Below are 15,379 nucleotides of genomic sequence, written 5' to 3' on the forward strand. Positions count from 1 at the left end.
TTCGTTCGTGATTACCACCGATCCTCGAAAGAGACTTCCAAGACCAGGGGCCCTACTCGGCTTGCTCATGTTGACTGCGATCAGTTCGTCTGCCGCCACCCGGACGTGGGATGGTAGCACCGACACGGATTACAACACGGCGACCAACTGGTCTGATGACGACGTGCCGGATGGCAACGATTCGGGTGTGCTGGATGGAGGGGGATCCGGCATCACGGACCTGACCGGGGGGGTCACACCCTCCGCGGCGAACGCGCTCAATGTGCGTGCGGGCCATGTGTTCAACATCAACAACGCGGGTGGCAGCCTGAGTGTGAATGCCAATGTCAATGTGGGTCGAGGAGCGGTGGGAAATGGCACACAGATCAACCATCAGGCAGGCGCCTTCAGCATCGGCGGTCTGGACATGGGCGGGAATGCCACCGGCGGCACATCGACCTACACGCTCTCGGGAACAGGTTTCCTTTCGGTCGACTCAGGCACGTCGGCCAGAGATTTCGACCTTGGCGGTGACCTTGGTGTCGGAGACTTCGCCACGACCTTCGCGATCGTGGGTGATGCCGCCGTGGTCACTGCGGGTGCCACCCCTGTGGTGCTGCGTTCGAGTGCCAGGTTGGACTTCACGCTTGGAGCAACCGGGGTCGATGCCATCGATACGACCGGTGGTTTCACCCTCCAATCGGGCGCTACCCTGACCATTGATGGTTCTTCCTACACAGGCGGAGCCGGGGTCATTCCGCTTATCAGCTATGGATCCCGGGCGGATGCGACGAAGTTCAGCACGGAGGACGTCTCGGGCTTCGTGGGGCTGAATGCGGAAATTGTCTACGATGACGATGGTGTCGATCTGGTGCTTGCGGCTCCCGGTGCTGTTGCCATCAACACGTTTGATGCGGATGTGCTCACGGTGAATGCGGGAGACCCGGTCACGCTGAGTTGGACAGTACAGAACGAGACCAGTTTGCTTCTCGACCCGGGTGGGATCGATGTCCTTGGGAGTAGTTCGCTGGTGGTCAATCCAACGGAGACAACGACCTACACCCTGACCGCGGGCGATGGATCCACCACGGTGACGGAAACCGTGGATGTCACCGTGAACCCTGCAGCCACGGCGACTTCGATCAGTGTCAATTTTCATGCGAATGATACCGATGCCCTTGCGGATCACCAACTGGAGTCGGGGGAGTCGGCAGGCCTCACGCCACTGGATGGAAGTCACTGGAACAACATCAGTGTCGGAAACCCTGCGGTGAATGGTGGAGCGGTGATTTTCGCTCCCACTCCTCTCGTCGATGACGTGGGGAATGCATCGGCCGCCACGATCAGTTCGAGCCCGGGAACGGGGGCGACCGGCTCGTGGTTCGTCGGCTATGCGGCCTCATCTGCCTCCGATGAAAATGAACTCACCAATGGGATCTCCGACGACAGTCTCTTCAATTCCTACTTGGCCACGAATGCCGGCGACGATTTTGTGTTGAATGTGGCGGGTCTCGGGGCGGACTTCACCACCGAGGGCTACAGCCTCATCATCTATTCGGATTCCGATCGCCGCAATACGAGCACCAACAACGTCCGTCAGAGTCTCTACACGATCACGCCTGATGGCGGGGCTCCGATGAACGGATTCGTTGAGGACGACGACGGAGCAAGCGTCGTGAACATCTTCGATGGGACCTACATTCCGAGTGACGGAGTCGATGATGGCGCGGACTACTCGAACTACGTGGTCATCGGCGGCCTGAGCGCATCGGAGTTCACCCTGGAGATGGATTCTCCCGATGGTGGTCGAGGAGCCATCAGTGGATTCCAGATCATCGCCGGCGATGGGGGCGTGGTTCTTCCTCCGGTCATCCACAGTTTTGTGGCCGATGATCTTTACGTGGGAGCCGGGGATCCGGTGCAGCTCAGTTGGAGTGTCGGGAATGCGGACTCCCTGACCCTTGATCCGGGCAACGTCGATGTGACCGGCCTGAGCCAGTATCAGATCAACCCGACAGCCACGGCGACCTACACGCTGACGGCCACCAGCAGTGGAGGCAGCGCGAGTGCCGATGTGGAGGTGACGGTCGGACCTGCGCGGCCCAACGTGATTCTCTGTCTGGTCGACGACTGGGGGGTGATGGATACGTCCGAGCCATTCTCCTACGACAGTTATACCGATGGAGCTCCAGCGGTGATACGGGCATTCAACACCTTTTATCAGACCCCGAATCTGGAGCAACTGGCCGACGATGGCATGAAGTTTTCACAGGCCTATGCCCTACCGGTCTGCAGTCCGACCCGGACCTCGTTGATGACCGGTTTCAATGCGCCGCGCCACGGAGTGACCGTCCACCTCAATCTGAACGGAACGTACGAGAGGCCCACGGGATCGAATGTCGCCACCCACCGTAGCCCGAACAACTGGCGCTATCGCGGGATGGAAGTGACGGATGTCACTTTGCCGGGACTCCTGTCCGATCAAGGCTATCGATCCATTCACTGCGGTAAGGGACACTTCGGAGCGCGGGGTGACGCGACCGAGGACCCGCGGGCGATTGGATTCGACATCAACCTGGGTGGGAGCGGCGCCGGAGCCCCCGGTAGATACGTCGGCAATCCCGGGTTCTCGAGCGGCAGCAATCCGGTGCCATACATCGAGGACTACCATGGAAATGGTAGATGGCTCACCGAAGCGCTTACCGAGGCGATGAATGACGCCATCGAGGACGCGGTCGATGATGGCGTGCCGTTCTTTTCCTACATGTCCTACTACGCCGTCCACTCGCCATTCACCACGAATCCGAACGCGACGGGGGATTACAGTGCCGGGGTGAACTCAAACCACCAGAAGTTCGCCACCATGGTCGAGGGGGTCGACACCTCGCTCGGGCAGATCCGCGCGAAGCTGCTGGAGTTGGAAGCCCTGGATCCGGCCGTCGCCGAGAACACCCTGATCATCTTCACCGGAGACAACGGCAGCGACTCACCCGCGCTGAACAGCGGCGGACAGATCGGCAGCAGTACCTTCAATGACTATCCGATCCGCGGGAAGAAGGCGAACTGCTACGAAGGCGGGTATCATGTGCCTCTCTTCGTGGCATGGGCGAAGCACAACCCGTCCAACCCCTTCCAGCAGCAGTTGCCCATCGGGCAGGGATCGGTGGAGCACGACATCGTCTCGGTGGTCGACATCCCAACGACCATCCTCGCCGTGGCGGACGTCCCCCATCCGGACATGGACGGCGTGGACCTGAGTCCCTACCTCACCTCGACGCCCGGGACCCACCGGGAACAGACGCTGCTTCGTCATCAGCCGAACTCGCAGAACTCGAGCTTCTTCACCGCCTACCGTCGCAACGATTACAAGCTGATCTACTTCTACTACAAGGATGCGGCCGAGCAATTCGAGCTCTACGACCTGTCGGTGGACCGTGACGAGTCCGACAACCTCGCAAGCAGCCACCCCGAACTGGTTTTGGAGTTGGCCCGTGAGATGGCGGCCGCCCTCGACGAGGGTTGGGGTGAGTATGGAGCGCTTTGGCCGACCTTCGCGGTGGGCTCAGGGGATGGCGATGCGTTCCGTCCCCTGGCGGATGATCCATTCCTCATCGACTTCACCGTGGACGGTCGGGATTTGGTCGACAGCGACATCGATGGACTCACTGACGCGCTTGAGGATGCCGACGGCAATGGTTTGGTGGGTTTGACGGAAACGGATTCGAAGAATCCTGATACCGATGGCGACCAGTTCCTGGATGGTGAGGAACTGCGGACCGGGACGGACCCGCTGAGTCGGTCGAGTTACTTCAATCTCGCCATGCTGCCGCACACAACCACCAGCCTGATGCTCACCTGGCCGTCGGCCCCGGGCGCCGTGTATCGGATCGAGGAAAGCACCGATCTCGACAGCTGGGATACCCTGCTCGACAACGTGCCGGCTTCAGGATCCGGGTCATCCACCTCGCAGGAGGTCGACATCCCCGATTCTCCCGAAGCGGCTCACCAGTATTTCCTCCGGGTCGAGTTGCTGCCTCCGAGCAGCCCATGATGGGATGTTGGGAAGGACGAGATCCAGTGGCTCTCTGGCGCCGGTGGGATAAGACCACCTGATCTGGAATGACTGACCATTTCCACGGTATGCGCCGATCTCGGGGGCTTCCCGCGAAATTCGCGCTTTTTTGTTAACGAAGCGTTCCGGGCCACCATTACCAGCATCCGACCCCAGTCGGGCCACGTGGTCCGACTGCTTCAGATTCTCAAGCGACCATGATTCCCCAATCGACCATTCCCGGCGTCTCCTCCCTGGTTCCAATCCTTGCCCTTTCGGGTGCCTTGGGTGCGAGCGCGCTCACCATCAGCGTGAATTTCCATGTGGGAGACGATGGAGCCAACCAAGCGGACCATGAACTCACCGGTAGCGAGTCGGCTGGCATCGACGGCAATACCAGCTGGAACAATGTCAATGTGGGCAATGGTGCGACGAACGCTGCCGCCGCACAAATATTCGCCACTACGACCTTGGCTGATGATGGTGGCAACAGCTCGGCAGCCACCCTCAGCTCAACCCTGACCAACTCGGCGACGGCCGCCACCTGGTTCGTCGGTTATGCAGCCAGCCAGGCGTCGCTCAAAGGGGAACTGTCCAATGGCATCTCGGACGACAACCTCTTCAATTCCTACCTCGCCTTGAACGGTGCTCATGGCGATGGCACTCCTCAGGACAACTTTCAGCTTACCATTTCCGGCCTGGGCACCAATTTCACGACCAACGGCTACAATGTGATCATCTACTCGGACTCGGACCGCCGCAATACGGGCAGCAACGTGCGCCGGAGTGAGTTCCTCGTCACACCAAGTGGTGGCTCGGGAACCACCGTATTCGTCGAAGATGACGATCCAGCGACGACACCGAACATCTTCAACGGCACCTACCTCTTGAGCGACAACAGCGAAACCGGAGCGGACTACTCGAATTACACGATTGTCAGTGGCCTGACCGCCAGCGGTTTCACCATCGATATCGAGTCGCCCGACGGTGGCCGTGGTGCCATCAGTGGCTTCCAGATCGTTGCGATCCCCGAGCCATCAACGATCGGGCTCCTCGGATTCGGGTTGTTGGGGTTGGGCCTGCGCCGGCGCCGATAGATTCCCTTGACCGCCCCATCCCCGGTTTCTGATGAATGAACGTCCGCCTTGTCGATGAGACGGATTTCCCGACGTGACCCGCTACTCCGAACCTTGTGAAGACCGAACCGGCTCAGTTCGTTTCCCTGCTGATTGATCATCAGGAGATCATCCGGTCGTTCATCATCACGCAGATCCCGGGAAGTCCCGATGTCCGGGACATCCTGCAGGAAGTCAACATCGTCCTTTGGGAGAAGCGGGCTTCCTTCAAGCTGGGCACCAATTTCGGGGCATGGGCCTGTTCGATCGCCCGTTTCAAGGTGCTTGAGCACTGGCGCAAGGAGGCCCGCCGCCGTGGTGTGCTTGTTTTCAACGACGAGTTGAGCACGTCTCTCGCGGACAAGACACAGGACCGTGATCCTGGGTTGATCGAAGAACAGCGGGAGGCGCTTGAGCACTGCATGTCGAAGTTGTCCGAAAAAAACCGCCGCTTGTTGGAAGTTCGCTATTCGTCGCGAAGCGGTGGGCTGGAGAAGCTCACCAAGGATACGGGTCGTACCAATCAATCCCTCCGCGTCACCCTGTTCAGGCTCCGTACATCCTTGCGGAACTGCGTTCGTTCCTACCTGTTTGCGAAAGGAGAATTGTCATGAATCCCGATGAGTTCGAGAAATCGGTTTGGTCTCTGCTGGACGGGAGTCTGGACGAAGAAGGGTTCCGGAAATTGGAGGAGTTCCTCATCGAGCAGGATGAGGCGCAGGAGCAATTCGTGAGGATGGTGGATCTTCATGGGATCCTGATCCAGAAGCTCTCGGATCAAGGGGCCCCGCCCAGTGTGTTTTCGATGGACGAGGTGGTTCGTCGTCAGAAGCGCCGCTATTTCAAGCAGTCGGCGATGGCCGCCGCGGCCGTACTGGTGCTCGTGGCGATGGTCATGAAGGGCGTCTTCATGAAACCCGCGGAGCCGCTGCTGACCATCCGGCACAGTGAGGATGCGGTCTTCCAAGTGACGCATGCGAGTGAGGAGGATGGAGACGGAGGCGGATTGACGCTCGAGAAGGGGTCAAGGCTCCAGCTCAGTCAAGGTGGAGTGGAGTTGACCCTCCAGAGCGGCGTCCAGGCGCTGGTCCGTGCTCCGGCGGACCTGACGCTTCACGATGACGATCGGATCTACCAGAGTTTGGGGATTTCACACTTCGTGGTGCCACCTTCGGGGGTGGGCTTTCAGGTGCAGACTCCCGACCTGCTGGTGACGGACCTGGGCACCGAGTTCGGAGTGATTTCGAGTCCGGATGAGCTCGATCAGGTCCACCTGTTCAAGGGGAAGGTGGTGGTCGAGAACCATTGGGGGGTGAGGCACAAGGAACGGTTGGAGGGTCTCCAGTCGAGGCGTGCCGGTCCGGCGGGTCGATTGAACCCCGTCGACTCCCGGCCCGAGCTCTTCATGACCTCGCTTGAGGACAAGCCCTCCTATCTTCGCCTGAGTTTCGATGATCTGAAGCGGGACGAGTTCGTGATTTCGGGCAACCACCCGGATGCTCCTGGCATCAGGGCCACCCTGTTGGACAGCACGAGGGAGGACAAGCGCCCGGGTATCGTGGCGGGGAAATTCGGAAAGGCCCTGGAGTTGCACGGTCATGGAGGATGCGTGCAGACCAACTGGCCGGGAATCTCGGGCAGATCACCACGCTCCGTGGCATTCTGGGTGAAGCTTCCCGCGGAAATCGAAGGACCCCACAAGCAACGGGGCTTCCTGACTTGGGGAGATACCGATATCGAAGCCGGCAAGTTTGAATTGATCGTCAACCGCCACCGGAGCATCGGACCGTGGGGAGCGATCCGCTTCGATTGCGGCAAGGGACATGTCGTCGGTGAAACCAATCTCTACGATGGGGAATGGCATCACGTCGCCGTCGTCATGGGAGGAGTCGTCGATCCTGCTTCCGGCATGAAGGTTCAGCTCTACGTGGACGGCGAGCTCGAAACGATCACGGGATTCCTGCGCAACGAGCCGGACACCATTCCCGGCACCGATGAGAGCTCCTGGATGAGCGTCGGGCGCTACTTGCATGCCGGAAGCCCGAATGAAGGCTACCTGATCGGCACTCTGGATGAGCTCTACGTCTTTTCAGGAGCCCTGACGCAAGCGGATATCCGTCAGGTCATGAACGGCGACTGGTAGACCGGCGGTCGGTGGTCAGGCCCGGTCGATCGTGGGGGCGGGCTGCTTCTCGATCAGCGCTTCGAGGGCCCGATGCTTGTGGCTCAGATCAGGATCTTCCTGGAGGACTTGTTCGGCGAGGGCACGCGCTTCGCGGAGGAGGACGGTATCGGCGAGGAAGTCGGGGAAGCGGAAGTCGCCAAGGCCGCTCTGCATGGTGCCGAGCACGTCACCCGGACCGCGGAGGCGCAGGTCCTCTTCCGCGATCTGGAAACCGTCACTGGTCTTCTCCATCACACCCAGCTTGTCGACGGCTCCCTCGGTCTTGCCGTCGCTGATGAGGATGCAGTAGCTGGTGTGCTCACCGCGGCCGATCCTGCCTCGTAGCTGGTGGAGCTGTGCCAGGCCGAAGCGTTCGGCGTGATGGATGACCATGAGGTTGGCATTCGGGACATCGACGCCGACCTCGATCACCGAGGTGGCGACGAGCACATCGATCTCGTGGGCCCGGAAACGCCGCATGATGTCCTCTTTCTCTTCCGGGCTGAGTTTGCCGTGGAGCAGTCCGACTTCGTATTTGCTCAGGCGTTTGCGCCACTTCTCGACCGCTTCGGTGGCGGATTGGATCTTCAGGGATTCGCTTTCCTCGACCAGAGGATAGACGAGGTAGGCCTGTCGGCCGGCTGCGAGTTGATCCTTCACGAAGCGGTTGAGGTCGGTCTGCTTCGGCTTCATCCGCAGGGCGGTGATCATCTTCCCGCGACCGGCGGGACGCTCATCGAGGATGGAGACATCGAGGTCGCCATAGATGGTCATGGTCAAGGTGCGGGGGATGGGGGTGGCGGTCATCACCAGCACATCGGGAGTGACTCCCTGCGCGATGAGACGCCCGCGCTGCATCACGCCGAATTTGTGCTGCTCGTCGATGACGATCAGTCCGAGATCGGAGAACAGGGCGTCATCGAAGAGCAGGGCATGGGTGCCGATGAGGATCTGGGGGTCACCCTCGAGATCGAGGTGGGTTCCTTCCTGGCGGTCGGCGGTCCGCAGGGCGACGCGGACGCCGAGCGGCTCGAGCCATTTCTGGAAGGTCAGGAAGTGCTGTTCGGCGAGAATCTGGGTGGGGGCCATGAGGGCCGCCTGGGCGCCCGAATCCACGGCCATGAGCATGGCGGCCATGGCCACGAAGGTCTTGCCGGATCCGACGTCACCCTGGAGGAGCCGGTTCATCGGGTGGGGTTGCCGCATGTCGGCGATGATCTCCTTGATCGAACGCTTCTGGGCACCGGTGAGGTCGAAGGGGAGCTTGTGGTAGAACTCGGTGAGCAGGGCGGTCTTCTTGCCCATGATGCGTCCATCGCGGGCGTGATGGCGGGCACGACGCCAGACGACCTGAAGCTGAAGCGCGAAGAATTCCTCGAGGGCGAAGCGCCTGCGCGCGGCCTCGCTCTGTTCGATGGATTCGGGAAAATGGACTTCGCGATAGGCCTCCGCGGCGGGATAGGTGGGGTCGACTTCGTAGGGGGGAGCCAGCGAGGCGGGATCGACCGCCTGAAGCGTCAAATACTGGATTTCTCGTAGACGCCTCTGGGGGATGCCGGAGATGTTGCGATAGATCGGGACGATCCGTTCGAGGTGGATCGAGGGTCCGGAGTCCTCCTTGATGACTTCGAAGTCGGGATGGTCGATGACGAGTCGGCCCTGGGATTCCTTCGGCTTGCCGTGGAGGATGACTTCCTGTCCCGCAGCAAGCACCTTGCTGAGGAAGGGCATGTTGAACCAGCGGCAGGTCAGTGTGGAAGGCCCCATGGCGGGGTTCCCGGAGGTGTCGGACACCACGGCTTCGTAGAAGCGGACGCGGGGGCCGAAGCGGTTGCGGGTGTCGATGACAGTACCACGGATGCAGACGGCCGTGCCGCCGGCCATGGCGGGAAAGGCGTCAAATCTACGACGATCCTCGTAGCGGCGCGGAAGGTGGTCGAGCAGCTGGCGTGGGCTGCCGATGCCGACGGCGGCGAGGGCCTGGGTTTCCTTACCGGTGAGGAAGTCCGCGGTCGAGAGCTCGGTGTCGGCGTGCAGCACGGTGGATCAGGTCTATTCTCCCAGACGTTCGATCTGTTCGGGGCGGTTGAGCTCGATCAGGAGGCCGCCGGATTCCTTCACGACCTTGCCGGTGACCCGGATTTCGGCGCCGGTGAATTGCTTCAGCCACGGCAGTTTGACGGCTTTGATGGAGGTGCGATGGCGGATACCGATGATCCCGTCCCGCGGTGCTCCTTCAAAAATGAGATAGGTGGTCTTTTTCGACCTAGATTGGCGCACGACCTTGATCGGACCTTCGACGGTGAAAGGCTCGCCGACGGTCGGGGAGACCGGGGCGTCGGCAGACTGTGCTTCCTCGGCGAGAGCCAGTGCCCGGGCGGAGGCTGCTTCTGCCGGGCTGAGTTTCCGGGTGGGTTCGGCCGCCTCGTCCTTGTCCATGCCGATGGAAATCGGAGGTGGGACTTGTCGCTCACGGGTGGCCTGCCAACCGACAAAGGCCAGGGCGCTGGTGGTGAGGACGCCGGCGACGATCCATGGCCAGATCGTGGTGGAACTCTTCGATGGGAGGGGTTGCCCGCTTGCCGGAATGGTCTGAGGGCCACTGGGCGCTGGGGCTGGGCGCACTCCCTGCAGGGTGGGGGTGGGCGTCGCCGAGGGAGGGCCTTCATGGAGGGCAACTCGGGCCTGCTCGAGGCTCCATTGGTCCGGATTCTTGCGCAGGGCCTTGAACCACCAGCCCAGCCCGTCGCCCGCTGAATCCGGAACGACGCTGTTCTTCCAGCCGGTGACTTCCTCAATCATGTCGACGATGGGCCGGAGCCCGCTGCGTTCGTCGGCGCTTCCGAGCCATCGAAGGGGAGAGATCCAGAAGGTGACCTTGCGGTCGGATTCAGCACCCCCGAGGATGATGGAGAGGGGGTGGGTTTCGATCCAGATGGTCTCTTCCTGAAAGGTTTCGGAGAGGATCTGGGAGCATTCCAGGGCCAGATCGGCCAGTGCCTTCGCGGATGGAGGGCTGAGGGGGCGGATCTTGAGGCGCTCCGAGAGAGGTTCGCCCTCGTGCCACTCGGTGACGAGGAATGGCATGCCGTCGACCGGGTCCGTGCCTCCATTCATCACGCGGCGCAGAGCGGGGTGTTCGACCTCCATCAGGCGGCGAACGGCGATGTCGTAGGCAATGCGCTCTTCTTCTTCCAATCCGCCTCCGTCCACGCCGAAGGGGAAGAAGCGTCTCAGGACGACATCGCAGTCGGACTCGCGGTCATGGGCCCGGAAGACCACACCGCTGGCATCTTGTGCGAGGATATCCTGAATTTCGTAGCGACTGTTCACGAATCGAGGAAGATTCGTAGAGCGTTTGGCGGGCGATGGCCAGCAAGAGAATTCGCGGCGAGCCATCACGACGCAACTTTTGCTCATGGGTTGGGTTTCCCACTTTGAACATCCCCACAAGACCATGAAAATCATTCCACTCCTACTCATCACCGTTCTCGGCCTTCCGCTTCTCGCTGCACCTCCGGGTGCCCAAGGTCGAGGGAAGGGCGGAGCCGCAAAGATCCGAGGCGGCGTACCGCTGGAAGAACGGGCGGCCATGAAGGAAGAAGCGCTGCTGGATCATCTCGACACGCACAAGTGGAAGCAGGATCCCGAAGCCACGGACAAGCGCCCGGAGAACCTCGGCGAGTATCTCAACCGCACCTATCAACGCATCGTGCGTCTGCTTCATCACGGCGCCCTCACCGAGAAGGACGGACTTGCTTTCAAGATGACCCACACGGACATCACCACGAAGGGCAAGTCGATGCGTGCCCAAGGCGAGTTGACCTCCGAGCAGAAAGAGGAAATCCGTGGTGAGCTGGATACGCTGAACGACGACATCAATGCTGCGCTGAAAGCCGCGGAAGAGGGCTCCGAACGCAGCCCGATCCTGAACCGGGTGCAGCATCGGTTCGAAGAGCAGATCGAGTTCGGCGTGCGTTCCGGACGGCTGTCGAATGGCGAGGCGAGCCGACTCAAGCGCAAGGTCGCCAAGCTGGCCGAAATCGAGGAAAAAGCGAAGGACGGAGGCCTGAGCACCCGGGAGCGTGAAAAGCTCTTCGAGGAGGCGAAGGAAATCGGCCGTGAGCTGCGCGAAGATCTTCTCGACTGACAATTGAGGTTCAGTCGGTAAGGGATGGGCCACTGCTGCGAAGGCGGCAGTGGCCCTTGTGCGCAAAAACAAACACGGTTTTAGGCCGTTCGCGGGGTTTGATGGTAATTTTTACGTGCCTTTAGGCATTTTCGCGGTTTCCATCCCGCCGCCCGGCGGAGCTTCCCTCCGCGGATCCCACGCATCATGGCCACCGAGCTCACACGCAACTTTTCGATCATCGCGCACATCGACCACGGCAAGACGACCTTGTCGGATCGCTTGCTCGAATTCACCCAGACCATTTCCGACCGTCAGAAGCAGGATCAGCTGCTCGACGCGATGGATCTGGAGCGCGAAAAGGGGATCACGATCAAGAGCCACCCGGTGGCGATGAAGTACAAGGCGAAGGACGGGAAAATCTACAACCTGAACCTGCTTGATACGCCCGGCCACGTGGACTTTTCCTATGAGGTCGCGCGATCGCTCGCCGCCTGCGAAGGGGCGATCCTGATGGTGGATGCAGCACAGGGGGTGGAAGCCCAGACGATGGCCAACCTCCACCTCGCGATGGATCAGAACCTGACCATCATCCCGGTGCTCAACAAGATCGACCTACCGGCGGCGGACGTCGACAAGTGCAAGCAGCAGCTTGAGGACATCCTCGCCATTCCCGCCGAAGAGGCGATCCCGGCATCGGCGAAGAACGGGATCGGCATCGAGGACATCCTGGAAGCGGTGGTGCAGCGGGTGCCGGCACCGGTGGAAAACGAGGACAAGCTCCTCCGTGCCTCGGTCTTCGACTCGATTTACGACCCCTTCCGCGGTGTGATTTCCTACGTCCGCGTCTTCAGTGGCACGATCCGCAAGCGCCAGCGGATCAAGCTTTTCGCCACCAACAAGACCTACGAGGTGAAGGAGATCGGTGTCTTCACCCCGAAGATGGTCCAGCGGGACGAGTTGGTGGCTGGTGACGTGGGCTACGTGATCGCGAACATGAAATCGGCCGACGAGGCGAAGATCGGTGATACGGTCACGGATTCGACGCACTCGTGCTCCGAGGCGCTGCCGGGCTACAAGGAGATTCAGCCGATGGTGTTTTCGGGGATCTATCCGGTCGACAGCTCCGACTACGAGGGGCTGAAGATGGCGATGGCGAAGCTGCAGATCAACGATGCGGCATTCACATTCATGTCCGAGAGCTCGACGGCTCTGGGCTTTGGTTTCCGCTGTGGATTCCTCGGACTTCTCCACATGGAGATCATCCAGGAGCGCTTGCGGCGCGAGTTCAACATGGACGTGATCTCGACCTACCCGTCGGTGATTTACGAAGTCACGAAAACGAACGGCGAAGAGCTGATCGTGGACAACCCGAGCTTCCTTCCCGAGCAGCAGGAATTGCAGGAAATTCGTGAGCCGATGGTGCGGATCTTCATCATGATTCCGGGCGACTTCATCGGCGACATCATGGCGCTGGTGATGGAGAAACGGGGGGAGCTCACCCATACGGAGACCATCGACGACACCCGCCTTATGCTCACCTGCGAGCTGCCGCTTTCCGAGATCCTGGTCGATTTCAACGACCGCATGAAGTCCGTCACTCGCGGCTACGGCTCGATGGACTACGAGCACTGCGGATACCGGCCTGCGAAGATGGTGAAGATGGACATGCTGATCGCTGGAGAACCGGTGGAGGCCTTCTCGACCATCGTGCACCGCGACAAGGCGGAGTCCTACGGTCGGGCGCTCGCCGTGCGGCTGAAGGAGGTCATTCCCCAGCAACTCTTCGTGGTGGCCATCCAGGCCTGCATCGGTGGCAAGATCATCGCCTCCGAGAGGATTTCCGCGATGCGGAAAAACGTGACCGCCAAGTGCTACGGCGGTGACATTTCCCGGAAGCGCAAGCTGCTCGAGAAGCAGAAGAAGGGTAAGGAGAAGATGAAGGCGTTCGGGAAGGTGAATATTCCACAGGATGCCTTTATCAAGGTGCTGAAATCCGGCGACTGAATGCGGGTGACTGCCTCGGATTGAGGGGCTTGTACAAGTCCTGATCGGGCTGGAGCTGGTAGAGGCGGTCGGGTGGTGCCCGATTGGCAGAGATTTTGCTGGCAGCGTGGCTCTGAATGTGACGGTTTCGTCACAACCCATGACGCTGCTTTCGTCGCTCTCGCTACCGTCCGTCGTTTTTGGGATCCTGCAGGTGCTAGGCGCCTTGGGGGTCTTCCTTTTCGGCATGAAAATCATGTCGGAAGGCGTCCAGCGGGTCGCCGGGAAACGGATGAGGCAGGCATTGGCCGGCGTCACCAGCAACCGATTCAGCGGGATCGTGACGGGCTTCCTGACCACCACGCTGGTCCAGTCCTCCTCCGCGACCACGGTGCTGGTGGTTTCGTTCGTGAATGCCGGGCTTCTGACCCTGGTTCAGTCCATCGGCGTGGTCATGGGGGCGAACCTCGGCACCACCGTGACGGCCTGGATTGTCGCCCTGATCGGCAAGTTCAGTGTCTCCAGTGTGGCGCTGCCGCTGATCGGCGTGGGTCTTCCCTTCGTCTTCATTGGCAAGGACAAGGCCAAGAGCTGGGGCGAGACCCTGTTGGGCTTCGGACTCGTTTTCTTCGGCCTGGGGCTGCTCAAGGACTCCGTGCCCGACCTGCGGGAGCTGATGAAGACCGACCCAGGGACCGCCGATGCCATCCGCAATGTGGTGACCTGGATGGGTGATCGGGGATTTGCCTCGACCGTCCTTTATCTCTTCGGAGGCATCATCCTGACTCTGATGGTCCAGTCGTCCTCGGCGGCGATGGCGATTACCATCACCTGTGCGCTGAATGGTTGGCTCGGTGACCTTTCGGATCCCATGCTGGTCTTCCGGAACTCGGCGGCGATCGTGCTGGGTGAGAACATCGGCACCACGGTTACGGCGTGGCTGGCTTCGCTGGGGGCCAATATCCACGCCAAACGCGCCGCACGAGCCCACTTCACCTTCAACGTGATCGGGGTGCTGTGGATGCTGGTCGCCTTTGTTCCCTTCACGGCGATGGCATGGAATCTCGCCGGGCACTTGCCCGAGGGCCTTCGTTCGGCATCAAAGGGTTTCCAGACCTCGGAGATCGCGTTTGCGACCGCCATTTTTCACACCTCATTCAACTTCATCAACATCTGCCTTCTGGTGTGGTTCGTGCCGCACATCACCCGACTGGTCGAGTGGTGGGTGCGGGACACTTCCCCGACCGCGGGAGAGTCGCGCCTGAAGTACATTTCTCAGGGTCTGGTGGATCTGGGTGAGGTGAATCTCGCCGAGGCGGAGAAGGCCACGCAGAGGATGAGCGAGCTGACCTCGCGCATGTATGATGGATTCGTCCACGTGCTCAACCAGCCCCATGAAGATCTCTCCGAGACCGTTGCCTCGCTGAAGGAGATCGAGGACCAGTGTGACGAACTGCTTCACGACATCACGGCGTATTTGATCCAGTGCTCTTCTCATGAGATCGGCTCGGAGAATGCCCAGCGCATCACCTCGATGCTGCGTGTGGTGTCGGAGTATGAGGAAGCCAGCGATCGGATCTACCGCCTGGTGAAGATCGTGCAGCGGAAGTATGAGAAGAGCCGTAGTTTCTCCGAGGAGCAGCACGTGGAGCTTACCGAGATCTGTTCGCAAGTCCGTGCCATCCTCGATTTGAGTGGCCAATCCCTCACCTCAGCGAACAAGCAGATGCTTGAGACGGCGAACCAACTCGAGGACCAGATCGACCGTCTGCGCAAGGCGCACAACAAGCGGGCGGTGCGTCGCATGAAGCAGGGGGATGCCGTCCAGACGGAAATGCTCTTCACGGAGATCAACAACCACCTCGAAGCAGTCGGGAATCACGCCCTGAACATCATCCAGTGTGCGGAAGTGGTGGGCGGACCGGCATCCGTGGCCCCTGTGGACGTGTGAGACC

General features: G+C 60.7%; 9 protein-coding genes. 7 read left to right on the top strand and 2 right to left on the bottom strand.

What is annotated here, in order from left to right; genetic code table 11:
• Positions 1–67: 67 nt before the first annotated feature.
• From JIN81_RS09870 to JIN81_RS09885, 4 genes are all read left to right on the top strand, one after another.
• Positions 68–4,030 carry a sulfatase-like hydrolase/transferase gene (locus JIN81_RS09870; RefSeq protein WP_200278776.1) on the top strand — a complete coding sequence of 1,321 codons (3,963 nt, stop codon included), beginning with the start codon at positions 68–70 and terminating at the stop codon, positions 4,028–4,030.
• Between the two features lie 218 nt (positions 4,031–4,248).
• Positions 4,249–5,127, top strand: a complete 879-nt coding sequence (locus tag JIN81_RS09875) for a PEP-CTERM sorting domain-containing protein (protein ID WP_200278777.1) — start codon at positions 4,249–4,251, stop codon at positions 5,125–5,127.
• Positions 5,128–5,222: 95 nt separating this feature from the next.
• On the top strand, positions 5,223–5,759 hold the full coding sequence (locus tag JIN81_RS09880; protein WP_200278778.1) for a sigma-70 family RNA polymerase sigma factor: 537 nt from the start codon (positions 5,223–5,225) through the stop codon (positions 5,757–5,759).
• Positions 5,756–7,288: a LamG-like jellyroll fold domain-containing protein gene (locus JIN81_RS09885; protein ID WP_200278779.1), complete on the top strand. Its 1,533-nt coding sequence runs from the start codon at positions 5,756–5,758 to the stop codon at positions 7,286–7,288. The genes JIN81_RS09880 and JIN81_RS09885 overlap by 4 nt, the downstream gene beginning before the upstream one ends.
• Positions 7,289–7,303: 15 nt before the next feature.
• Here the strand turns inward: JIN81_RS09885 and recG are convergent, their stop codons facing one another.
• Both recG and JIN81_RS09895 read right to left on the bottom strand, forming a co-directional pair.
• The gene (gene recG, locus JIN81_RS09890; protein WP_200278780.1) at positions 7,304–9,349 is read right to left on the bottom strand and encodes an ATP-dependent DNA helicase RecG; all 2,046 of its coding nucleotides are present in this window, start codon (positions 9,347–9,349) and stop codon (positions 7,304–7,306) included.
• 12 nt (positions 9,350–9,361) lie between these two features.
• Positions 9,362–10,642 carry a serine/threonine-protein kinase gene (locus JIN81_RS09895; protein ID WP_234044647.1) on the bottom strand — a complete coding sequence of 427 codons (1,281 nt, stop codon included), beginning with the start codon at positions 10,640–10,642 and terminating at the stop codon, positions 9,362–9,364.
• A gap of 124 nt (positions 10,643–10,766) precedes the next feature.
• On the opposite strand from JIN81_RS09895, the gene JIN81_RS09900 reads away from it, so the two are divergent.
• From JIN81_RS09900 to JIN81_RS09910, 3 genes are all read left to right on the top strand, one after another.
• The gene (locus JIN81_RS09900; protein WP_200278782.1) at positions 10,767–11,459 is read left to right on the top strand and encodes a hypothetical protein; all 693 of its coding nucleotides are present in this window, start codon (positions 10,767–10,769) and stop codon (positions 11,457–11,459) included.
• 186 nt (positions 11,460–11,645) lie between these two features.
• Positions 11,646–13,445, top strand: coding sequence for a translation elongation factor 4 (lepA, locus tag JIN81_RS09905; protein ID WP_200278783.1), 1,800 nt, complete (start codon positions 11,646–11,648; stop codon positions 13,443–13,445).
• 139 nt (positions 13,446–13,584) lie between these two features.
• Positions 13,585–15,375 (top strand): Na/Pi cotransporter family protein, encoded by a 1,791-nt coding sequence (locus tag JIN81_RS09910; RefSeq protein WP_200278784.1) that lies wholly within the window; start codon positions 13,585–13,587, stop codon positions 15,373–15,375.
• Positions 15,376–15,379: the final 4 nt, after the last annotated feature.

The sequence above is a fragment of the Haloferula rosea genome, assembly GCF_016595525.1.
GTDB classification, from domain to species: domain Bacteria; phylum Verrucomicrobiota; class Verrucomicrobiia; order Verrucomicrobiales; family Akkermansiaceae; genus Haloferula; species Haloferula rosea.

Excerpts from the sequence above, each read along its gene's own strand:
- JIN81_RS09870 (WP_200278776.1), top strand. The coding sequence starts at position 68 with ATGTTGACTGCGATCAGTTCGTCTGCCGCCACCCGGACGTGGGATGGT.
- JIN81_RS09875 (WP_200278777.1), top strand. The coding sequence starts at position 4,249 with ATGATTCCCCAATCGACCATTCCCGGCGTCTCCTCCCTGGTTCCAATC.
- JIN81_RS09885 (WP_200278779.1), top strand. The coding sequence starts at position 5,756 with ATGAATCCCGATGAGTTCGAGAAATCGGTTTGGTCTCTGCTGGACGGG.
- JIN81_RS09900 (WP_200278782.1), top strand. The coding sequence starts at position 10,767 with ATGAAAATCATTCCACTCCTACTCATCACCGTTCTCGGCCTTCCGCTT.
- lepA (WP_200278783.1), top strand. The coding sequence starts at position 11,646 with ATGGCCACCGAGCTCACACGCAACTTTTCGATCATCGCGCACATCGAC.
- JIN81_RS09910 (WP_200278784.1), top strand. The coding sequence starts at position 13,585 with ATGACGCTGCTTTCGTCGCTCTCGCTACCGTCCGTCGTTTTTGGGATC.